This is a genomic window from Pseudomonas sp. TH39(2020), assembly GCF_016650715.1.
Taxonomy (GTDB): Bacteria; Pseudomonadota; Gammaproteobacteria; order Pseudomonadales; family Pseudomonadaceae; genus Aquipseudomonas; species Aquipseudomonas mandelii_C.
In genome coordinates, this window is sequence record NZ_JAEKFF010000003.1 from 264,244 (window position 1) to 284,223 (window position 19,980).

Annotated in this window: 20 protein-coding genes; 10 read left to right on the forward strand and 10 right to left on the reverse strand. The window is 60.4% G+C overall.

The annotated features are described in order from the left end of the window. Nucleotides 1–9 precede the first annotated feature (9 nt). From JFU47_RS03610 to JFU47_RS03620, 3 genes are read left to right on the forward strand one after another with little or no spacing between them, the layout of a single operon-like run. Nucleotides 10–1,203, forward strand: coding sequence for an acetyl-CoA C-acyltransferase (locus tag JFU47_RS03610; protein ID WP_201180965.1), 1,194 nt, complete (start codon nucleotides 10–12; stop codon nucleotides 1,201–1,203). 9 nt (nucleotides 1,204–1,212) lie between these two features. After that, entirely contained in the window at nucleotides 1,213–2,340 is a 1,128-nt protein-coding gene (locus tag JFU47_RS03615) for an acyl-CoA dehydrogenase (RefSeq protein WP_201180967.1), read from the forward strand. Nucleotides 2,341–2,353: 13 nt separating this feature from the next. Next, on the forward strand, nucleotides 2,354–3,127 hold the full coding sequence (locus tag JFU47_RS03620) for an enoyl-CoA hydratase (RefSeq protein WP_201180969.1): 774 nt from the start codon (nucleotides 2,354–2,356) through the stop codon (nucleotides 3,125–3,127). 110 nt (nucleotides 3,128–3,237) lie between these two features. Here the strand turns inward: JFU47_RS03620 and JFU47_RS03625 are convergent, their stop codons facing one another. Beyond that, on the reverse strand, nucleotides 3,238–4,389 hold the full coding sequence (locus JFU47_RS03625; RefSeq protein ID WP_140894976.1) for an acyl-CoA dehydrogenase family protein: 1,152 nt from the start codon (nucleotides 4,387–4,389) through the stop codon (nucleotides 3,238–3,240). A 3-nt stretch (nucleotides 4,390–4,392) separates the two neighbouring features. After that, the gene (locus JFU47_RS03630) at nucleotides 4,393–5,499 is read right to left on the reverse strand and encodes an enoyl-CoA hydratase/isomerase family protein (RefSeq protein WP_201180971.1); all 1,107 of its coding nucleotides are present in this window, start codon (nucleotides 5,497–5,499) and stop codon (nucleotides 4,393–4,395) included. Between the two features lie 551 nt (nucleotides 5,500–6,050). On the opposite strand from JFU47_RS03630, the gene JFU47_RS03635 reads away from it, so the two are divergent. The 7 genes from JFU47_RS03635 to astA all read left to right on the forward strand — a co-directional run bounded on the left by JFU47_RS03635 (nucleotide 6,051) and on the right by astA (nucleotide 11,861). Continuing rightward, complete coding sequence (locus tag JFU47_RS03635) at nucleotides 6,051–6,833, forward strand: transporter substrate-binding domain-containing protein (protein WP_207202844.1); 783 nt, start codon at nucleotides 6,051–6,053, stop codon at nucleotides 6,831–6,833. Between the two features lie 76 nt (nucleotides 6,834–6,909). Beyond that, nucleotides 6,910–7,635 carry an ABC transporter permease gene (locus tag JFU47_RS03640; protein ID WP_140678911.1) on the forward strand — a complete coding sequence of 242 codons (726 nt, stop codon included), beginning with the start codon at nucleotides 6,910–6,912 and terminating at the stop codon, nucleotides 7,633–7,635. After that, nucleotides 7,632–8,342 (forward strand): ABC transporter permease, encoded by a 711-nt coding sequence (locus tag JFU47_RS03645; RefSeq protein WP_008155279.1) that lies wholly within the window; start codon nucleotides 7,632–7,634, stop codon nucleotides 8,340–8,342. Before JFU47_RS03640 ends, JFU47_RS03645 begins: the two co-directional genes overlap by 4 nt. A gap of 56 nt (nucleotides 8,343–8,398) precedes the next feature. After that, nucleotides 8,399–9,160, forward strand: coding sequence for an ABC transporter ATP-binding protein (locus JFU47_RS03650; RefSeq protein ID WP_008155281.1), 762 nt, complete (start codon nucleotides 8,399–8,401; stop codon nucleotides 9,158–9,160). 12 nt (nucleotides 9,161–9,172) lie between these two features. Then, on the forward strand, nucleotides 9,173–9,652 hold the full coding sequence (locus JFU47_RS03655) for an Lrp/AsnC family transcriptional regulator (protein ID WP_007974731.1): 480 nt from the start codon (nucleotides 9,173–9,175) through the stop codon (nucleotides 9,650–9,652). Nucleotides 9,653–9,891: 239 nt separating this feature from the next. Further along, nucleotides 9,892–10,821: a citrulline utilization hydrolase CtlX gene (gene ctlX, locus JFU47_RS03660; RefSeq protein WP_201180973.1), complete on the forward strand. Its 930-nt coding sequence runs from the start codon at nucleotides 9,892–9,894 to the stop codon at nucleotides 10,819–10,821. A gap of 5 nt (nucleotides 10,822–10,826) precedes the next feature. Continuing rightward, nucleotides 10,827–11,861, forward strand: a complete 1,035-nt coding sequence (gene astA, locus JFU47_RS03665) for an arginine N-succinyltransferase (RefSeq protein WP_201180983.1) — start codon at nucleotides 10,827–10,829, stop codon at nucleotides 11,859–11,861. A gap of 62 nt (nucleotides 11,862–11,923) precedes the next feature. On the opposite strand, the gene JFU47_RS03670 is transcribed toward astA, so the two are convergent. The 8 genes from JFU47_RS03670 to JFU47_RS03705 form a co-directional block, all read right to left on the reverse strand. Continuing rightward, nucleotides 11,924–12,631, reverse strand: a complete 708-nt coding sequence (locus tag JFU47_RS03670) for an HPP family protein (protein ID WP_201180985.1) — start codon at nucleotides 12,629–12,631, stop codon at nucleotides 11,924–11,926. Nucleotides 12,632–12,790: 159 nt separating this feature from the next. Further along, nucleotides 12,791–13,969 carry an MFS transporter gene (locus tag JFU47_RS03675; RefSeq protein ID WP_201180987.1) on the reverse strand — a complete coding sequence of 393 codons (1,179 nt, stop codon included), beginning with the start codon at nucleotides 13,967–13,969 and terminating at the stop codon, nucleotides 12,791–12,793. Nucleotides 13,970–14,175: 206 nt separating this feature from the next. Beyond that, the gene (locus JFU47_RS03680) at nucleotides 14,176–15,540 is read right to left on the reverse strand and encodes an MmgE/PrpD family protein (RefSeq protein WP_201180989.1); all 1,365 of its coding nucleotides are present in this window, start codon (nucleotides 15,538–15,540) and stop codon (nucleotides 14,176–14,178) included. Next, complete coding sequence (locus JFU47_RS03685) at nucleotides 15,537–16,424, reverse strand: polysaccharide deacetylase family protein (protein WP_201180991.1); 888 nt, start codon at nucleotides 16,422–16,424, stop codon at nucleotides 15,537–15,539. The genes JFU47_RS03680 and JFU47_RS03685 overlap by 4 nt, the downstream gene beginning before the upstream one ends. After that, nucleotides 16,417–17,265 (reverse strand): polysaccharide deacetylase family protein, encoded by an 849-nt coding sequence (locus JFU47_RS03690; RefSeq protein ID WP_201180993.1) that lies wholly within the window; start codon nucleotides 17,263–17,265, stop codon nucleotides 16,417–16,419. The genes JFU47_RS03685 and JFU47_RS03690 overlap by 8 nt, the downstream gene beginning before the upstream one ends. A gap of 146 nt (nucleotides 17,266–17,411) precedes the next feature. Further along, nucleotides 17,412–18,236, reverse strand: a complete 825-nt coding sequence (locus JFU47_RS03695; RefSeq protein ID WP_201180995.1) for an ABC transporter substrate-binding protein — start codon at nucleotides 18,234–18,236, stop codon at nucleotides 17,412–17,414. Nucleotides 18,237–18,275: 39 nt separating this feature from the next. Next, entirely contained in the window at nucleotides 18,276–19,040 is a 765-nt protein-coding gene (locus tag JFU47_RS03700; protein WP_140678894.1) for an amino acid ABC transporter ATP-binding protein, read from the reverse strand. Nucleotides 19,041–19,050: 10 nt separating this feature from the next. Continuing rightward, nucleotides 19,051–19,929: an amino acid ABC transporter permease gene (locus JFU47_RS03705; RefSeq protein WP_140894968.1), complete on the reverse strand. Its 879-nt coding sequence runs from the start codon at nucleotides 19,927–19,929 to the stop codon at nucleotides 19,051–19,053. Nucleotides 19,930–19,980: the final 51 nt, after the last annotated feature.

Genomic DNA, 19,980 nt, shown 5'->3' on the forward strand with positions numbered 1-19,980 from the left:
GGATTTGTCATGACTATTTCTAACGATCCCATTGTTATCGTCAGCGCCGTCCGCACCCCGATGGGCGGTTTTCAGGGCGAACTGAAAAGCCTGACCGCACCGCAACTCGGCGCTGCGGCGATTCGCGCCGCCGTCGAACGCGCCGGTGTGGCGCCAGACTCGGTTGAAGAAGTGTTGTTCGGTTGCGTCCTGTCCGCCGGCCTCGGCCAGGCGCCGGCGCGCCAGGCTGCATTGGGCGCCGGGCTGGATAAATCGACCCGCTGCACCACCCTGAACAAGATGTGCGGTTCGGGCATGGAAGCGGCCATTCTGGCCCACGACATGCTGGTGGCCGGCAGCGCCGATGTGGTTGTCGCCGGCGGCATGGAAAGCATGTCCAACGCGCCGTATCTGCTGGACCGCGCCCGCAGCGGTTACCGCATGGGCCACGGTCGTGTGCTGGATCACATGTTCCTCGACGGCCTGGAAGACGCTTACGACAAAGGTCGCCTGATGGGCACCTACGCCGAGGATTGCGCGGAAACCAACGGTTTCACCCGTGAAGCCCAGGACGCGTTTGCCATTGCCTCGACCACCCGCGCACAGCAGGCGATCAAGGACGGCAGCTTCAAAGACGAGATCGTGCCGCTCACCGTGACCGTCGGCAAAGAGCAGGTGCTGATCAGCAACGACGAACAGCCACCGAAAGCCAAACTGGACAAGATCGCTTCCTTGAAACCGGCGTTCCGCGACGGCGGCACGGTGACGGCGGCGAACTCCAGCTCGATCTCCGATGGTGCTGCGGCACTGGTGTTGATGCGCCGATCCGAAGCTGAAAAGCGCGGCCTGAAACCGCTGGCGGTGATTCACGGCCACGCGGCGTTTGCCGACACCCCGGGCCTGTTCCCGGTGGCACCGGTGGGCGCGATCGAGAAGCTGATGAAGAAAACCGGCTGGTCCCTGGCCGAAGTCGATCTGGTCGAAGTCAACGAAGCCTTCGCCGTGGTCAGTCTGGTCACCATGACCAAACTGGAAATCCCTCACGAGAAGGTCAACGTTCACGGCGGCGCTTGCGCCCTCGGCCACCCGATCGGTGCGTCCGGCGCGCGGATCCTCGTGACCTTGCTCTCGGCCCTGCGCCAGAAAGGCCTGAAACGCGGCGTTGCAGCAATCTGCATCGGCGGCGGTGAAGCCACGGCCATGGCCGTTGAATGCCTGTACTAAGGAATCACTATGCTCCCGACTGACGAACAACTTCAGATCAGCGACGCGGCCCGGCAGTTTGCCCAGGAACGGCTGAAACCGTTCGCCGCCGAGTGGGATCGCGAACATCGCTTCCCCAAGGAAGCCATCGGCGAAATGGCGGAATTGGGCTTCTTCGGCATGTTGGTGCCGGAAGAGTGGGGCGGTTGCGATACCGGCTACCTGGCCTACGCCATGGCCCTGGAAGAAATCGCGGCCGGCGACGGCTCATGCTCGACCATCATGAGCGTGCACAACTCGGTGGGTTGCGTGCCGATTCTCAAGTACGGCAACGACGACCAGAAAGAACGCTTTCTCAAACCGTTGGCCAGCGGCTCGATGCTCGGGGCTTTTGCCTTGACCGAACCGCAGGCCGGCTCCGACGCCAGCGGCCTGAAAACCCGCGCGCGTCTGGAAGGCGATCACTACGTGTTGAACGGCTGCAAGCAGTTCATCACCTCCGGGCAGAACGCCGGGGTGGTGATCGTGTTCGCCGTGACTGATCCGAGTGCCGGCAAGCGTGGCATCACCGCATTGATCGTACCGACCGATTCGCCGGGCTACAAAGTTGCGCGGGTCGAAGACAAACTCGGCCAGCACGCCTCCGACACCTGCCAGATCCTGTTCGAAGACGTGAAGGTGCCGGTGGCCAACCGCTTGGGCGAGGAGGGCGAAGGTTATCGAATCGCCTTGGCCAACCTCGAAGGCGGCCGTGTCGGCATCGCATCGCAATCGGTCGGCATGGCCCGTGCTGCGTTCGAAGCGGCCCGCGACTATGCCCGCGAGCGCGAAAGCTTTGGCAAACCAATCATCGAGCATCAAGCGGTCGCGTTCCGCCTGGCGGACATGGCAACCCAAATTGCCGTGGCCCGGCAAATGGTGCATTACGCTGCGGCATTAAGAGACAGCGGTAAACCGGCCTTGGTCGAAGCGTCCATGGCCAAACTGTTCGCCTCGGAAATGGCTGAGAAAGTCTGCTCCGCGGCCTTGCAAACCCTCGGCGGTTACGGTTACTTGAACGATTTCCCGCTGGAACGGATCTACCGCGACGTGCGGGTCTGCCAGATCTACGAAGGCACCAGCGATATTCAGCGCATGGTTATTTCGCGCAATCTTTAAGAAGGAGTCATCTGTGAGTTACGAAACGATTTTGCTGGAAACCCACGGTCGTGTGGGCCTGATCACCCTGAACCGTCCGCAAGCGCTGAATGCGTTGAACGCGCAAATTGTCAGCGAGCTGAACCAGGCCCTCGATGGCCTGGAGGCCGATTCGAACATCGGCTGCATCGTGCTGACCGGCTCGAAAAAGGCCTTCGCCGCCGGCGCCGACATCAAGGAAATGGCCGAACTGACCTACCCGCAGATCTACCTCGACGACCTGTTCAGCGACAGCGATCGCGTGGCTAACCGCCGCAAGCCGATCATTGCCGCCGTCAACGGTTTCGCCTTGGGCGGTGGTTGTGAACTGGCGCTGATGTGCGACTTCATCCTGGCCGGCGACAACGCCAAATTCGGTCAGCCGGAAATCAACCTCGGCGTACTGCCGGGCATGGGCGGCACCCAGCGCCTGACCCGCGCGGTGGGCAAGGCCAAGGCCATGGAAATGTGCCTCAGCGGTCGACTGATCGATGCGGTGGAAGCGGAGCGTTGCGGGATTGTCGCGCGGATTGTTCCGGCCGATGAGTTGCTGGAAGAAGCGTTGAAAGTCGCGGCGCTGATTGCCAGGAAGTCGTTGCCGATTGCAATGATGATCAAGGAAAGCGTCAACCGCGCGTTTGAAGTGAGCCTGTCGGAAGGTGTGCGCTTTGAGCGTCGGGTGTTCCATGCTGCGTTTGCGACGCAGGATCAGAAGGAAGGGATGGCGGCGTTTATTGCCAAGCGTGAAGCCGAATTCCAAGGCAAGTAATGTAGCGTCCTCACCGACGCCTTCGCGAGCAGGCTCGCTCCCACAAGGGATCTCATAAACATTGGAGATCCACTGTGGGAGCGAGCCTGCTCGCGAAGCTTTTCAGGGCTTCAAACCAGGTAGTGCTTCAACTCCCGAGCAATCACCATCCGCTGTATCTCGCTCGACCCTTCATAAATCTGCGTGATCCGCGCATCCCGGTAGTAACGCTCCACCGGGTAATCCTCCAGATACCCATACCCGCCGTGAATCTGCATCGCCGACGAACACACTTTCTCGGCCATCTCGGATGCAAACAGCTTCGCCTGTGAAGCCTCCGACAGACACGGCTTGCCGGCACTGCGCAACCGCGCGGCATGCAGGATCAACAGTCGTGCCGCGTTCAACCGGGTGTGCATGTCGGCCAGCATGTTGGCAATGCTTTGGTGCTCGATGATCGGTTTGTCGAACTGCACCCGATCCCGTGAGTAGGCCAGCGCCGCTTCAAATGCCGCGCGGGCAATGCCCAGCGCCTGCGCCGCGATGCCGATGCGGCCGCCTTCGAGGTTCGACAGGGCAATCGCCAGTCCTTTGCCGCGCTCACCCAACAGGTTGGCTTCGGGAATCGTGCAGTTGCTCAGGGTCACCGCGCAGGTATCGGAGGCGCGAATACCCATTTTGTGTTCGGTGCGATCAACGATGAAACCCGCTGTATTGGTCGGCACCAGGAATGCCGAGATGCCGCGCTTGCCCAGGTCCGGATCGGTCACCGCAAACACGATGGCCAGTTTCGCCCGTTTGCCATTGCTGACGAATTGCTTGGCGCCGTTGATCACCCACTGGCCATCGCGCAGTTCGGCGCGGGTACGCAGGTTGTGGGCTTCGGAGCCGGCCTGGGGTTCGGTCAGGCAGAAGCAGCCGATGGCCTGACCGCTGGCCAGATCCGGCAGCCAGGTCTGTTTCTGTTCTTCAGTGCCGTAGTTGAGGACGGGACCGCAGCCCACGGAGTTGTGAATGCTCATCAGTGCGCCAGTGGCGCCGTCACCGGCCGAAATCTCTTCCACGGCCAAGGCGTAGGCGACGTAGTCGACATAGGTACCGCCCCATTCTTCGGGCACCACCATGCCCAACAGGCCCAGTTCACCCATCTTCGCCACCAGACCGTCATCGATCCAGCCGGCCTTTTCCCAGGCTTGTGCGTGGGGCGCGATTTCGCCGCGGGCAAAGTCCCGGGCCATGTCGCGGATCATCACTTGCTCTTCGCTCAATTCGATATCGTGCATGGCTCAGCTCCCGCGTTGGTCAAAACCCGTGAAGAAACTCGCGACGTGCTCGGCGTCCAGCGCCTGCAAGGTCGGCGGGTTCCAGCGCGGTTTCTTGTCTTTGTCGATCAGCAAGGCGCGCACGCCTTCGATCAGGTCGCCGCGCTCGAACCACTGACGGTCCAGGTGCAGCTCAAGGGCGAAGCAGTCTTCCAGACTCAGATGCCGGCCGCGACGGAGCATTTCCAGGGTCACGCCCATGGCCAGCGGTGAACGGCTTTCCAGCAGGTCGGCGGTGGTCGTGGCCCACTCGTGGCTGTCGGCGACCGTTACTTCACGCAGTTGCTCAACAATACCCGGCACATCGGGCAGGGCGAAGAAGTGATCGATGGCCGGGCGCAACGCCGCCAAAGGAGCAGCCGGCAGTTGTTGCACGGCGAGATTCGCCAGCAGACCTTGAAGGTCCTTCAACGGTGTTTCATGCCATTCGAGCTGATCGAGTTGCTCGTCCAGAATGCCCAGTTTGTCGCTTTCCAGGTACCAGTCGGCCAGGCCGCAATAGAGCGCATCGGCCGCACGGATCTGCACGCCGCTGACGCCGAGGTAAATCCCCAGTTCACCGGGAACGCGCGGCAGGAAATGGCTTCCACCGACATCCGGGAAATAACCGATTGCCACTTCCGGCATTGCCAGACGGCTTTTCTCGGTGACTACCCGCAAGTCAGCGCCTTGCACCAGGCCCATGCCGCCACCCAGGACAAAACCGTCCATCAAGGCGAGTACAGGTTTGCGGTAATGGTGAATCGCGAGGTCGAGGGCGTATTCCTCGACGAAGAAATCTTCGTGCAGCGTGTCGCCGTTTTTGAAGCTGTCGTACAGCGAACGGATGTCGCCGCCGGCACAGAACGCCTTCTCGCCGGCACCGCGCAATACCACCGCGTGTACGTGCGGATCCAGCGCCCAGGCGTCGAGCTGACGCTGCAGGTTGCGCACCATGTCCAGGGTAATGGCGTTGAGGCCGGCGGGGCGATTGAGGGTCAGGTGACCGATGTGGTTGCGAACCTCGGCCAGCACTTCGTTTTGCGTGGCATCCATGGACGAAGTCCCCTTCGATGAAACCTGAGCAGTCATCACTAACTCCCTGCTTTTATTGTTCTTTATAGAGAAGCTCGCGCGCGAGCGATGCTGGATCGTACCAGTGCAAATTTGTGATGTACAACCGGCATATGTGCAGGGTTAGTTTGCGTTTTTGCCTTAAAGCAAGATCAAAAGATCGCAGCCTGCGGCAGCTCCTAAAGAGCCGTGTCTCACCGCGATATTGCGGATGAACATTGATTGCGTAGGAGCTGCCGCAGGCTGCGATCTTTTGATCTTCCGCTCCATCGGATAACCGACGACAGAATCGGCTGTGAAAGGCCTTCGTTCAGCGCAGTTGGGCTGTCAGAACAGGGACTTACGACACCTGCACCGGCCTGGCAATTGGCATTCTGACGGTCCATTTCAAGCGCTCGCGACGATGCGCGTGGAACGGACTGCACTCCGACGACTGGCTCGGGCCGGTCGAAAACAACAACAAATACGGCTGCGGTGAATACCGCATCGACTCTCTGCCCCTGTCAAAAAGTGTGGTTAGGCGCAGGCGCCAGACCGCGATAAATCCAAATAATCCGGGACTCAAGAAGATGATCAACATCAAATGGCTGACCTTGCCGGCAATCGCATTGCTGTGCTGCACCACCGGCGCCAGTGCCAAGGAATGGAAAGAGCTGCGATTCGGCGTCAACCCGAGCTACCCGCCTTTTGAGTCCACCACCGCCGATGGCGGCGTGCAGGGCTTTGGCGTGGATTTGGGCAACGCGATCTGCGCCGAATTGAAGGTGAAATGCGTGTGGGTCAGCAATGACTTCGACGGGCTGATTCCCGCCCTCAAGGCGGGTAAGTTCGATGCCATCGAGTCGTCGATGACGGTGACCGATACGCGTAAAAAACAGATCGACTTCACTGATCGCCTGTACGCCGGGCCGACCGCCATCGTCACTCGCAAGGATTCCGGCCTGTTGCCCACTGCCGAGTCGCTGCAGGGCAAGACCATCGGTTACATGCAGGGCACGATTCAGGAAACCTACGCCAAGGCCAAACTGGCACCCGGCGGCGTGAAACTGCGGGCCTATCAGAATCAGGATCAGGTCTACGCCGACCTGGTATTTGGTCGCCTCGACGCCTCGATCCAGGACAAGATGCAGGCGCAAATGAGCTTCTTGACTTCCCCCCAAGGGGCTGACTTCAAGAACAGTGAAGGCATCAGCGACCCGTTGGTCCCATCCGACATCGCCATCGGCGTGCGCAAGGACAACGAAGAACTCAAAGGCATGCTCAATGCCGCCATCAAAGCCCTGCATGACAAGGGTATCTACGCGCAGATCCAGCAGAAACACTTCGGCGATCTGGACCTCTACAACAACTGATCCCCGCGCCCCGAAGGCTGCGTCCTGGTAACAGGCGCAGCGCTTGAGCGCGGGCGCCTCAAGACAGGTGACTGACGTGAACTCCTTCCTGAATCTGATCGGGGTCGATCTCTCGGCCCTGCAAGGCTATGGCCCTTTGTTGCTGCACGGCACCTGGGTCACTCTGAAATTGTCAGCGCTCTCGCTGCTGGTGAGCATGGCGCTGGGCCTGCTCGGCGCGGCGGCGAAACTGTCGCCGCTGAAGCTGTTGAACCTGCCAGCGACCTTCTACACGACGCTGATTCGCGGTGTACCGGACCTGGTGCTGATGCTGCTGATTTTCTACAGCCTGCAAGGCTGGCTGAGTGGCCTGACCGAGGCGATGGACTGGCCCTACATGGAAATCGACCCGTTTGTGGCTGGCGTCATCACCCTCGGCTTTATCTACGGCGCCTATTTCACCGAGACCTTTCGCGGGGCGATTTTGAGCGTGCCGCGTGGCCAGCAGGAAGCCGCCGCGTGCTTTGGGCTGAATCGCTGGCAGCGGTTTCGCTTCGTGGTGTTCCCGCAAATGATGCGTTTCGCCTTGCCGAGCCTCGGCAATAACTGGCTGGTACTGCTCAAGGCCACGGCGCTGGTGTCGATCATCGGTTTGTCCGACCTGGTCAAAGTCGCGCAGGAAGCCGGTAAAAGCACCTTCAATATGCTCGATTTCCTGCTGCTGGCAGCGGCGTTGTATTTGCTGATCACCAGTGCTTCGAACTACGTTTTGCGCGTGCTGGAACGGCGCTATAACCAGGGTGTGCGGGGGATGGCACGATGATCGAGTTGATTGCCGAATACTGGAAACCCTTTCTGTTCAGCGACGGCTACAGCCTCACCGGGTTGGCCATGACCTTGTGGTTGCTGGTGGCGAGTATTGTGATGGGGTTCTTCCTGTCGTTGCCTTTGGCGATCATGCGCACCTCGCGCTGGGGCCTGCTGCGCTGGCCGGTTCAGCTGTTCACTTATGTGTTTCGCGGTACGCCGCTGTATATCCAGTTGCTGATTTGCTACAGCGGGATCTACGGCATCGCGGTGGTGCGCTCGCAACCGCTGCTCGAAGCATTTTTCCGCGATGCGATGAATTGCACCTTGCTCGCGTTCACGCTCAACACCTGTGCCTACACCGTGGAAATCTTCGCCGGGGCGATTCGCAGCATTCCCTACGGTGAAATCGAGGCCGCCCATGCTTATGGCTTGAGTGGCTGGCGCCTTTACCTGCGGCTGATTCTGCCTTCGGCATTGCGCCGGGCACTGCCGTATTACAGCAACGAAGTGATCCTGATGTTGCACGCGACCTCTGTGGCGTTCACCGCCACCATTCCGGACATCCTGAAAATCGCCCGGGACGCCAATGCCGCGACTTTCATGACCTTCCAGGCCTTCGGCATCGCCGGCCTGCTGTACCTCGCACTGTCGTTCGGTCTGGTCGGAGCCTTCCGCCTGGCAGAGAAGCGCTGGCTGAGTTTTCTCGGCCCGACTCACTGAACCCCATTTTTTATCCAGAGCGGTGCCGCCAGGCGCGCCGCTCCAGGAGTGCTGACATGTACAAACTCACGGTTGAAAATCTGTATAAACGTTTTGGTGACAACGAAGTGCTCAAGGGCGTCTCGTTGAATGCACGGGCAGGCGATGTGGTGAGCATGATCGGCGCCAGCGGTTCGGGTAAAAGCACGATGCTGCGCTGCATCAACTTTCTGGAGCGCGCGGATGAAGGCGCCATTGAGCTGGACGGCGAGCGCGTCATCACCCGCCCGGGTGCCGGTGGCATGCGCGTCGCGCATCCGGCGCAATTGCAGCGTTTGCGCACGCGCCTGGCAATGGTGTTCCAGCATTTCAATTTGTGGAGCCATCTGACGGTGCTGGAGAACATCGTGCTGGCGCCGTGCCGGGTGCTGGGGATTAGCCGCAAGGCCGCCGAAGAGAGTGCGCGGGCCTATCTGGACAAGGTCGGTCTGCCGCAACGAGTGGCCGATCAATACCCGGCATTTCTGTCCGGTGGACAGCAACAGCGGGTGGCGATCGCGCGTGCCCTGGCGGTGGAACCGGAGATTCTGTTGTTCGACGAGCCGACCTCGGCACTCGATCCGGAATTGGTGGGTGAGGTGCTCAAGGTAATTCAGGCGCTGGCCGAAGAAGGCCGTACCATGTTGATGGTGACGCACGAGATGGGGTTTGCCCGGCAGGTTTCCAGCCAGGTGTTGTTCTTGCATCAGGGAAAGGTCGAGGAGCAGGGTGATGCTACGATCCTCGACCAGCCAAAAAGTGAACGTTTGCAGCAATTTCTATCGGGTCGTTTGAAGTGAGGCAAGACGTACATGGCGGATATCCGCGATCTGTCGATCGTGCTTGATCGTATCGATCAGGCAATCATCGAAGTGCTGCGCCACGAAGGGCGCATCACTTATCAAAAGCTTTCCGAACGTGTGCATCTTACCCCCAGGCCCTGCCTGGAACGGGTGCGCAAACTCGAACAGCTCGGGGTCATTCGTGGGTATGGCGCGATTCTCGATGAAAAGAAACTGACGCCAGGCTTGTCGTTGCTGGTACTGGTTGCGTTGTCGAACCAGAGTGGGCGGGCGGCACAAAAGGCGTTCGAAGCCAAGGTCCGCGCCTGCCCGCAGGTGCTGGAATGTCGGTTGATCAGCGGTGCGTTCGACTACAGCTTGCGCATGCGTTGCCGGGACATGGAGCACTATCGGGTGCTGACCGAAGTCTGGTTCGATGACCCGGATTTGCACATCGACAAGTTGGTCAGCCATCCGGAATTGGCGATGGTCAAGACCACGATGGAATAGAAGCAAGATCAAGATCAAAAGATCGCAGCCTTCGGCAGCTCCTACAGGATCGGGTTTTCACGCGGTCTATGTAGGAGCTGCCGAAGGCTGCGATCTTTTGCTTTTCGGCACTCACCGAATCGGCTGAGCCACACACGTTTTTCAGCCGTTTTCATCACGCCGCAGCCACTTATCAACCGGGTTTTTCAACCTGCGAAACAGACAATGAGTACCTCTTAACCCTCATTGAATCTGTGCCCATGCAAACCACCAATACCGTTTTGATGATTCGCCCGACACGTTTCTCCTTCAATCAGGACACGGCGGCGAACAACCGTTTCCAGCAACCGGCCGACGTCAGCGAAGACGTTCAGCAAAAGGCCCTGCAAGAGTTCGATGGTTACGTTACCGCGCTGCGCAGCCACGGCGTCGAAGTCATGGTGCACAACGACCGCGAAGCACCGCATACCCCGGATTCGATCTTCCCCAATAATTGGTGGAGCAGCCATCCCGACGGCACCTTGGTGCTGTACCCGATGCAGGGCCACAACCGGCGTCTGGAGCGTGACAAAGGCGTGCTCGACTGGCTGAGGGACGAGTACCGGGTCGAGCAGTTGCTGGACCTTTCCAGCCTCGAACAGCAGGAAGTGTTCCTCGAAGGCACCGGCAGCATGGTGCTGGATCGTCAGCAGCGGATTTGCTACGCCGGTTATTCCACCCGCACCCATACCCGTGCCCTGGACCAGGTGGTCAGTCATTTGGGTTACGAGCTGTGCGCATTCAATGCAGTGGACCGCCAGGGCGTCGCGATTTACCACACTAACGTGATGATGAGTGTCGGCACGCGCCTGGCCGTAGCGTGCCTGGCGTCGGTCACTCAGCCGGTCGAACGCCTGGCCCTGCGTAAACGCCTGGAAGACAGCGGCAAGCAGGTGATTGCCTTGAACTGGGCGCAACTGGAATCTTTCGCCGGCAACATGCTGGAAGTCCACAACGCTGCGGGCGAACCCTTGCTGGTGATGTCGCGCACGGCCTGGCAATCGCTGGATGCCGCTCAGCGTCGCCTGATCGAAACCCACACCACGCCACTCCCCGTGAATATCGACACCATCGAACGCATCGGCGGCGGCAGCGCGCGCTGCATGTTGGCCGAGGTCTTTCTGTCCAAACATCTGGCAACCCAGGAGTAAATGCGATGATCGTTCGTCCAGCCACACCGGCAGACCTGCCGGCACTGTTAGCCCTGGCCCATAGCGCCGGAACCGGTTTGACCACCTTGCCGGCCGACGCGGGGCGTCTGCGTCAGCGTCTGGAGTGGGCCGCGAAAACGTTCGCAGGCGAGGCCAAGCGCGCCGATGCCGATTACCTGTTTGTGCTCGAAAATGACCAGCATGAAGCCATCGGCATTTGCGCACTGGCCGGTGCTGTCGGCCTGCGTGAGCCCTGGTACAACTATCGGCTGGGCCTGTTTGTCGCGGCCTCGAAAAACCTCGGGATCAATCAGCAGCTGCCGACATTGTTCCTCGGTAACGACATGACCGGTCATTCGGAACTGTGTTCGCTGTTTCTGCATGCCGATCACCGCAGCGGTCTGAACGGGCGCTTGCTGTCCAAGGCACGGTTCCTGTTTCTGGCGGAATTTCGTCAGTATTTCGGGGAGAAAGTCATCGCCGAGATGCGCGGCTACTCGGACGAAGAGGGCGTTTCACCGTTCTGGGAAGGCCTGGGCCGGCACTTCTTCAAGATGGACTTTGCCGATGCCGACTACCTGACCGGGCTGGGTAACAAGACCTTCATCGCCGAGCTGATGCCCAAGTTTCCGCTGCCGACCTGCCTGTTGCCGGAAGCGGCGCGAACGGTCATCGGTCGTGTTCACCCCAATACCGAACCGGCGTTGGGCATGCTCAAGGCCGAAGGATTCGAGCACCGCGACTACATCGACATCTTCGATGGCGGCCCGCTGATCGAATGCGCCACCGGCGACATCCGCGCGGTGCGTGACAGTCAGGTGCTACAACTGAGCATCGGCACTCCGGGGGAGCAGGCGGCGACTTACCTGATTCATAACCGTCAATTCGCCGAGTGCCGGATTACCGCGGCACCGGCTCGGGTGGCTGCCGGTACGTTGATAGTCGATGCACAGACTGCGAGGAGTTTGGGGTTGAGTGCCGGTTCATCGGTGCGCGCGGTGAGTCTGGCAGTGCCTGCAAGGCAATTGTCCGCAGCCTGATCAATCCTTTGCCATAACGCAGCCTCGCAGGCTCGGCAGCTGCTACAAGGACCGGGGCGCTGTCAGGTTCTGCTTCGAAGGACTTCACCAATACTGCGCCGTTTGGCATGCAACTCACTGGCATGGATCAGCTGTTCGAGGTCTTCAGGGGTGACGTCGAAGAAGGCTTCCATGTCCGCCAGGGCCAGTTTCAGGTCCTGGGCGGTGATCGCCTGGTTGTCGGTGGGCGGGTGGTCGGCCGGCACCCTGGACACTGGTTCGCTGGCGCGTTTTGGGTAACGAATGCGCGTCAGGTTGTTGTAGGCCAGGGCGCTGAGCAGCATGGTCGATCCGCTGAGCATCACTGGGCCGAGGGCTTTCCAGTCCAGGGCAATGGTCGCCGGGTCTGCCAATACCAACAGCAGCGCCAAGGCCCCGGCCGGTGGGTGCAGGCAACGCAGCCAGCACATCAGAATCAGCGCCATGCCGGCCGCCAGGCAAGCGCTGCCGAGGGTTCGTCCGAGCACGTGAGCGACCAGCAGCGAAACCACCCCGGCGCTGAGGTAGCCGCCAAGAATCGACCAGGGCTGGGCGAGGGCACCGGAGGACACGGCGAACAGCAACACGGCCGATGCGCCCAGCGGACCGATCAGATGCTGCGCCACTGGCATGCCGAATACCTGGCTGCAGAGCCAGACGCTGAACATCGTGCCCAAGGACATGCCGATGGCGGCGCGGCTCCATTCGGAGGGGCGGGTGTTGATGGCGGCAGGAAACCAGCGAGCGAACATGAGGCAGACGATCCGTTGAAAAAAACGAGGCAAAAAAAAGGCTTAGCTGGGATACCCAGAAAGCCCTTGAAGTTGTTCCAACTATTGGGGGAGGAACGGGACACAGTGTGCCGTCCATTCCTGATGCTGACAAATTCATATTAATGCAGTTTTAGTGCATTAATTTTGCTGTAAGGCCACTCGGCGACCACTCATGAAACACAGAAAACCGCCCATGGCGGTCAGCGCGCTCAGGGCATAAAACATGGTTGGTGCGGGGGTGTGCATCAGCAGGAAACCGCAAATCACCGGGCTCAGGGCGCCGCCGAGGGCCGCGAGGTTTTGCGCGCCGTAGTAGCTGCCGCGCAGCTCTTCCGGGGCCAGGGTGTCGACGAAGAGGAATTCGGCGGGGTAAATGATCATTTCACCGAGGGTGAAGATGAACATGGCCACGCACCACGACACCAGGCTGTCGGCCAGGCTGAAACCGATCAACCCGACGATGAACAGACTGGTGCCGCCCGCGATCCAGTAACGCAATTGTTCGCGTTTGAGGAAACGGCCGATCTGGTATTGCAGCAAGATCACGCTGATCGCATTGCAGGCGAGCAGGGCGGCCATGGTTTCCAGTGCCCGTTTGGAGTCGTGGGTCACCAGCAGGTATTGCGACAGATACAGGGTGAAGCGGCCATGGACCACGGTACTGAGCAGGCAGCCGCAGGTGAACATGATCAACGTGCGGTCGTTTTTCAGGGTGACCAGCGTCTTGAGAAAACTCTGCGGTTGGCCGATGGCGGGTGTCGGCGCCGAGTCCTTCGGTATTCCGATCATCAGGAAAATACTGAAGAACGCGATGCCGCCGGCGATCAGGAACGGTGCAATCGGATACACACCGGCAATCACCACGCCCAGCATCGGGCCAGTGGCGTAGCCGATGTTGGTCAAGGTGTAGCGCAGGGAAAACGCCTTGGCGCGCTGGCCCATGGGCAGGTTTTCGCTGAGGATTGCCTTCGAGCCGATCAGGAACAGCGCCGAGGCGGTTTCGGTGATCACCAGGGTGGCGGTGGTCAGGTAGAGGTTGTCGGCGAAGGTCAGCAGCACGAAGCCGATGGCGCTGGAGAGCATCGCGAGGATCAGCAGTCGGCGTTTCTCGAGGCGGTCGATGATGTAACCGCCATAGAGAGCGAGCAGGGTGGCGATGAACACCGCGATGCCCAGCAGCAAGCCGACATCCTGTTGGTTGAGGCCGAGTTTGTTGCTCAGGAACAACGTGAGCAACGGGCTGGTGATGGCGCGGCTGACGACGATGGTCAGCGAAACGATCATCAACCGGCGGATAACGAGTGAGTAAGTGGCCACGGTGGTGCGGATGTCCTTATTTTGGTATTTGGCTTGGGATCCACCCCTCACCCTAACCCTCTCCCCAGAGGGTAGAGGGGACTGATCGAGGTGTTTTTCGAATTACACCGACCTGGAATTCCGAGTCGAACTCAGGTTTGAAGAGCATGAAGATCAGCCCCCTTTCCCTCTCCCCCTTGGGGAGAGGGTTGGGGTGAGGGGTGGTTTTAACGACCACCCAAGCCCCCAAGCCATGCACCCAGAGCCTCTATAGATTCCAATTCTTCAATTCGCCACAACTGCTCAAGCAGTTCTTGCGCCTGCTCCCGCGGCATCACCCGCACCGCCAGACTGAAAAACTTCTCTTCCAGCGCCGCATCACTCAACGGATTACGCGGGGCACCCAGTGGCGGGTCGACACACAGGCTCGCCTGCCGACCGTCCACGGTCCGCAGGCTGACGACGGGCTCGCCATCCTCTGACAGTTGCAGGTCCACTTCAAGACGGATGCGCGACATCCAGTGAGCAATCCGTGGATCGGCTCGTTGTTCATCGTCATATGCCTGCAACCGGCAATGTCCATGGACCAGCCGCGCGGCGAGGGCATACGGCAGGCTCATCTGCGCCGCCGCCAGGGTGCTGGCGTCGCGACCGCCGCACATGTCCTGCAGAAACCCGCACAACGACACCCGAACATCCTCGACCTGATCCGCGTTGACCTGCAGCTGATCCAGCAACAAGCCCAGCGCATCGATTGCCGAATGCGTTCCGCGGCACGCCGCGTAAGGTTTGATCGAGCAGCGAGCGAGTTTCCATACAACGCCCAGTTCGGCATCCAGCGCGTCGGGTTGTGCGTTCACACCGGCCAGGGTTTTCAGAAACCCGCCCCAGACATCATCGAATAACCGAGTCGGTCCGCTGATGCCTTGTTGGGCGAATCGTGCTGCCAGCAATCCGCCCTCGGCGGCACGACCACTGTGAAGTTTTTTACTGTGCGAACCGTCGTGGATAAACGCCCACAACCCGCCACTGAAACTGCCGGCAATGCCCAGCGCCGAGACGGTTTGCGCGGTATCCAGTCCGAGAATTCGCGCACTGGCCGCCGCCGCGCCGAACACGCCGCAGGTGGCGGTGGAGTGCCAGCCGGCGCCGTTGTGGGCTGAATAACTGCCGCAGGCTTCCAGCACCCGGCGGCCGATTTCGTAGCCGATCACCACGGCCGTGATCAACGCCCGGCCGTTCACCGGTTTTCCAGACATCGACACCGCCGCCATGACCGCGGGCAGCACCACTGCGCCGGAATGGTCGCAGCCACCGGTGTCGTCCAGTTCCAGGGCATGGGCGGCGACGCCATTGAGCATGGCGGCCTGAGCCGCGCCGGTTCGCTGATCGGTGCCCCAGATCAGTGTGCTCCCGCCTTCACCCTCGAACACCTGGCGTGCCTGTTTCGCGACATCGCTGCCAGCCCCGGCCAGCGTCGCGCCGAAGGTGTCGAGTATGTGCCGCTTGGCTTGTGCCACCAGTGCGGGCGGCAAGTCTTCGAATCGGGTGTCGACGCAGAACTGCGCCAGTCGCTGCATTCGCTCACTCATGAAAGGTAATCCCGATAATGCCGCTCATACACAGTCGCCGGATGGTCCTCAGTCACCGGAAGCGCCGATTCAGCCCACCACTGAGCGACATCAGCGCCCGTGGCAATCCATACGTCATCGTGCTGTTGAATCCCCTCCAGCAACTCGCGCAACACGCCAATCCGCCCGGGTGTCGCAATGATCTCCGGGTGCAGCCGCAGCACATAACACAACCCGAACCGGTGAAACCCGGCAAAGTCCATTTGCAGGTTGCCCAGGGTGTGACTGTAAGAAGCGATCCGCGATTGCGCCGGCGGCACGGCCGGGCTGAGGTTGAAGGCGAAGTAGGGTTCGTCTTCCAGTTCGTAGTGCAACGGCAACTCGATGACGTCGGATGCCGTCGGATGAGCGAATGGCAAATCATCGCCGCGCCACGACGATGACCAGCGAATGCCGTGATCCTTCAACGCTTCGATGAAGCCCGGCGCACCGTTGCCGGCCGGGATGCGAAAGCCTGTTGGACGCTGGCCAGTCAGCGCGGTCAACACCTCACAGCCTTTGGCAATCTCGGCGCTTTGCTCTGTGAGATTCAGGGTGTCGTAGTGCTGATGGCGATAGCCAGCGCAGGCAATCTCATGTCCACCGGCCTGGATTGCCCGAATGTGCCCGGGGTTTTCCTCGGCGACGATACCGGGAACAAACCAGCTGCTGGAAACCCCCAGTTCTTCGAATAAACCGAGCAAACGGTTTACGCCGCGTTGGGTGCCATAGCGCCAGACCGACAGCGTCTTGTCGCGCCCGGCGACCTCCGGGGCCTGGGTGAGAATGCCGTGGATGTCGTTGTAATCGACGGTCAGTACCACGGCGCAGCGGTAGCCTTTGGGCCAGACAGTGGAATCAGCCATGGTGATGCTCCTTCAGCCACCACTGGGCGACATCGCGGCAGGTGGCGAACCACACGTCATCGCGCTGGCGCATGTGTTCGAAGAGTTTTTCCAGCAGCAGGATGCGTCCCGGTTTGCCGGTGATCTTGGGGTGGAACAGGGTGGTCAGGCACAACCCTTCGTCCATGGCGCCGTCGTATTCGCGGCACCAGTTATCGAGGGTCAGCGCATAGCTGGCGGTGCGGTCCAGCCCGGAAGGGAAGTCCGGCGCGCGGGTGTAGGCGAGGGAGGCGTAGTCGTCCATTTCCCAGCGACCGGGGATTTCCACCAGCGGCGTGTCGTGGCCCGGCACTTTCACCAGGTACGGCCGGTCATCACCGCGCATGCTGCTGGAGTAGGTCACGCCGGCTTCCACCAGCATTGCCGGGGTTTCGGCCCGCCAGTCGCCGGACGGGGTGCGGAAGCCTTCGGCGCGGATGCTCAGGTGCTTCCAGAACATCTCGCGGGATTTCTTCATCACGTCCTTTTGCTGTTCCAGCGTCAGGGCGTAAAAGGATTCGTGTTTGTAGCCGTGGTAGGCCACTTCATGCCCGCGCTCGACAATCGCCTGGCACTGTTTCGGCCAGTTCTCCACGACCCAGGCCGGGACGAAGAACGTCGTCGGGATCCGGAACTCATCGAGCACATCGAGGATTCGTGGCAAGGCCCGGTAAGGGCCGTAACCGCCGAAACCGAAGTACTCGGGTTTGCGCCAGATCGAGCCATTCAGCATCGCATCGCCGGTCGGGCCGTCGAGGTCGAAGGCCAGGGCGAGGCAGGCTTTGTGCTGGTTGGGCCAGGTGGGTTGTGGCGAGGAGGACATCGTGGCGCTCCAACTATTTATAAATAAACACCGACCCCTGTGGGAGCGAGCCTGCTCGCGAATGCGGTGTGTCATTCAACATCAATATTGACTGACAGGGCCCCTTCGCGAGCAGGCTCGCTCCCACAATGGATTTGGGTGCCGGATTACTTCCCGGCGTTAATGGTCACAGTCTTGATCGCACCCAACTCCAGATCCCACTTCTTCAGGATCGCCTGATAGCTGCCGTCATCCACCATGCTCTGCAAAGCGACCTTCACCGCCTCACTCAACTCAGGCTTTTTCTTGCTCACGCCCAGCCCGGTGAACTGCTTGGAGATCGGCAGGCCCACGGTTTTGTACATGTCCTTTTCCTGAGTCTTCAGGTAGGACAAGGTCTCGCTGCCCTGCATGGCCGCGTCGATACGGCTCTGACGCAATTGTGCGCGGGCATCGGCCGAGCCTTCGGTGCCGATCACGTTGATCGCAGGCTTGCCGGCGGCTTCGCAGTTGGCCTTGCTCCACTCGGCGATTTCCGCCGGGAAGGTGGTGCGGCGGCTGGTGCCGACTTTCTTGCCACACAAATCAACGATCTCGTTGAAATCCTTGTTCTTCTGCAAGGTGTAGAACTGCGGACCGCTGGTGAAGTAGTCGACGAAGGTCACGCTGGCCTGACGTTCGGCGGTGTCGGTCATGCCCGACATGACCATGTCCACGCGGTCGGTGGTCAGCGCATTGATCATTTGCTCGAAGCCGGTTTCCTGCCATTTGATCTTCACGCCCAGACGTTCGGCCAGGGCGTTGCCCAGGTCGTAGTCGAGCCCGGTGAGGGTGTTGGTGGCCGGGTCCTTGAAGTCCATCGGCGGGTAGTTCGGCATGATCGCTACCACGACCTCGCCTTTTGCTTTGATACTGGCCGGTAGTTCGGCGGCCCAGGTGAAGCCGGAAGCCATAACGCCGGCGAGTACTGCTGGAATAACTAGGTTCTTCATGGTCGTTCTCTTATGAGTGTTGTGAGCGCCAAACGGCGCTTAGGTTCGAACGGCAGAAATGAAGCTTTGGGTGCGCGGGTTTTGCGGACTTATTAGTATTTCTTCGGGGCTTCCAGCCTCCACGATCTGCCCGCCGTCCATGAACACCATGCGGTTGGAGACTTCGCGAGCGAAGCCCAGTTCATGGGTGACGACGATCATGGTCATGCCGGTTTGCGCGAGGTCGCGCATCACCGACAGCACCTCACCGACCAGTTCCGGGTCGAGTGCCGAAGTGGGTTCATCAAACAGCATCAGCTTGGGCCGCATGGCCAATGCGCGGGCTATGGCCACCCGTTGTTGCTGACCACCCGAGAGTTCGATCGGGTAGCTGTTGCGCTTGTCGGCCAGGCCGACACGAGCGAGCAATTCCACGGCTTCTTCGTGCGCCTCTTTGGGCGAACGCTTGAGCACCTGGCACGGCCCTTCGATGATGTTTTGCAGCACGGTCATGTGCGGGAACAGGTTGAAACGCTGGAACACCATGCCGGTGGACAGGCGTTGACGGGCGATCTGCGACTCGTTGAGCTCGTGCAGTTTGTTGCCGACGACGCGGTAACCCACCAGTTCGCCATCGACCCACAGGCCGCCCTTGTCGATTTTTTCCAGCTGGTTGATGCAACGCAGCAAGGTGCTTTTGCCGGAGCCGGACGGGCCGATGATGCACAGCACTTCGCCTTGCTCGACTTCGATGTTGACGTCCTTGAGCGCGTGGAACTGGTCGTAGTACTTGTTCAGGCTCACGGCCTTGACGATGTTTCTCATGTTGAACTCCTCAAGAACGCTTGCCGGCGCCGCGAGCGAAACGACGCTCCAGACGGCTTTGACCGAAGGACAGGACGGTGACCGTGGCCAGGTACCAGATACCGGCGACGATCAGCAGCTCCATGACCCGGGCGTTGGCGTAGTAGATGTTCTGCGCGTTGTAGAGCAGTTCTGAGTACTGGATGACGCTCGCCAGCGAAGTCATCTTCACCATGCCGATGAACTCGTTGCCGACCGGCGGAATGATCACCCGCATGGCTTGCGGCAGGATGATCCGGCGCAACGCTTGCAGGCGCGGCATGCCAATCGACTTGGCGGCTTCGTACTGCCCGGTGTCCACCGACAGCAGGCCGGCACGCACCACTTCGGCGGTGTAGGCGCCCTGGTTGATGCTCAAGCCGAGGAGGGCGGCCACGAAGGGCGTCATCAGGCTCACGGTGTCCATTTCGAACAGGCCGGGGATGCCAATGGTGGGGAAAATCAGCGCCAGGTTGAACCACAACAGCAGTTGCAGAATCAGTGGCGTGCCGCGAAACAGCCAGGTGTAGGTCACCGCCACGTAGCGCAGGATCGGGTTGGCCGACATGCGCATGATCGCCGTGATCACCCCGAACACAATGCCCAGCACCATCGCCAGCACCGCCATGACGATGGTGTTGAGCAAACCCCACATGATCGCCTGGGACGTGAGGAACTGGCCGATGTAAGACCACTCGATCTTGCCTTCGGCGAAGGCCCGTACCAACCCGAGGATCGCAATGACGATCACGGTGGCGAAGAAAATCCGTCCGTAGTAACGCCGTGGCACATGGTGGTACTGGGTGATATCGAACTGGTTTTCCGCCAGTTTGCGCTCCGCCTGGAGTCGTTCTGCCTGAGTCTGGCTCATGTTGTTTCTCCGTACACTTGTTCATTCAGGCCAACCACATTCCCTTGTGGG

What these genes read in the sequence shown, in the direction of transcription:
- JFU47_RS03645 (WP_008155279.1), top strand. Translation starts at nt 7,632, where the DNA reads ATGATCGAGTTGATTGCCGAATACTGGAAACCCTTTCTGTTCAGCGAC.
- JFU47_RS03630 (WP_201180971.1), bottom strand. Translation starts at nt 5,499, where the DNA reads ATGACTGCTCAGGTTTCATCGAAGGGGACTTCGTCCATGGATGCCACG.
- JFU47_RS03680 (WP_201180989.1), bottom strand. Translation starts at nt 15,540, where the DNA reads ATGAGTGAGCGAATGCAGCGACTGGCGCAGTTCTGCGTCGACACCCGA.
- JFU47_RS03670 (WP_201180985.1), bottom strand. Translation starts at nt 12,631, where the DNA reads ATGTTCGCTCGCTGGTTTCCTGCCGCCATCAACACCCGCCCCTCCGAA.
- JFU47_RS03690 (WP_201180993.1), bottom strand. Translation starts at nt 17,265, where the DNA reads ATGTCCTCCTCGCCACAACCCACCTGGCCCAACCAGCACAAAGCCTGC.
- JFU47_RS03615 (WP_201180967.1), top strand. Translation starts at nt 1,213, where the DNA reads ATGCTCCCGACTGACGAACAACTTCAGATCAGCGACGCGGCCCGGCAG.
- JFU47_RS03655 (WP_007974731.1), top strand. Translation starts at nt 9,173, where the DNA reads ATGGCGGATATCCGCGATCTGTCGATCGTGCTTGATCGTATCGATCAG.
- JFU47_RS03700 (WP_140678894.1), bottom strand. Translation starts at nt 19,040, where the DNA reads ATGAGAAACATCGTCAAGGCCGTGAGCCTGAACAAGTACTACGACCAG.
- JFU47_RS03685 (WP_201180991.1), bottom strand. Translation starts at nt 16,424, where the DNA reads ATGGCTGATTCCACTGTCTGGCCCAAAGGCTACCGCTGCGCCGTGGTA.
- JFU47_RS03650 (WP_008155281.1), top strand. Translation starts at nt 8,399, where the DNA reads ATGTACAAACTCACGGTTGAAAATCTGTATAAACGTTTTGGTGACAAC.
- JFU47_RS03705 (WP_140894968.1), bottom strand. Translation starts at nt 19,929, where the DNA reads ATGAGCCAGACTCAGGCAGAACGACTCCAGGCGGAGCGCAAACTGGCG.
- astA (WP_201180983.1), top strand. Translation starts at nt 10,827, where the DNA reads ATGATCGTTCGTCCAGCCACACCGGCAGACCTGCCGGCACTGTTAGCC.
- JFU47_RS03610 (WP_201180965.1), top strand. Translation starts at nt 10, where the DNA reads ATGACTATTTCTAACGATCCCATTGTTATCGTCAGCGCCGTCCGCACC.
- JFU47_RS03695 (WP_201180995.1), bottom strand. Translation starts at nt 18,236, where the DNA reads ATGAAGAACCTAGTTATTCCAGCAGTACTCGCCGGCGTTATGGCTTCC.
- JFU47_RS03625 (WP_140894976.1), bottom strand. Translation starts at nt 4,389, where the DNA reads ATGCACGATATCGAATTGAGCGAAGAGCAAGTGATGATCCGCGACATG.
- JFU47_RS03635 (WP_207202844.1), top strand. Translation starts at nt 6,051, where the DNA reads ATGATCAACATCAAATGGCTGACCTTGCCGGCAATCGCATTGCTGTGC.
- ctlX (WP_201180973.1), top strand. Translation starts at nt 9,892, where the DNA reads ATGCAAACCACCAATACCGTTTTGATGATTCGCCCGACACGTTTCTCC.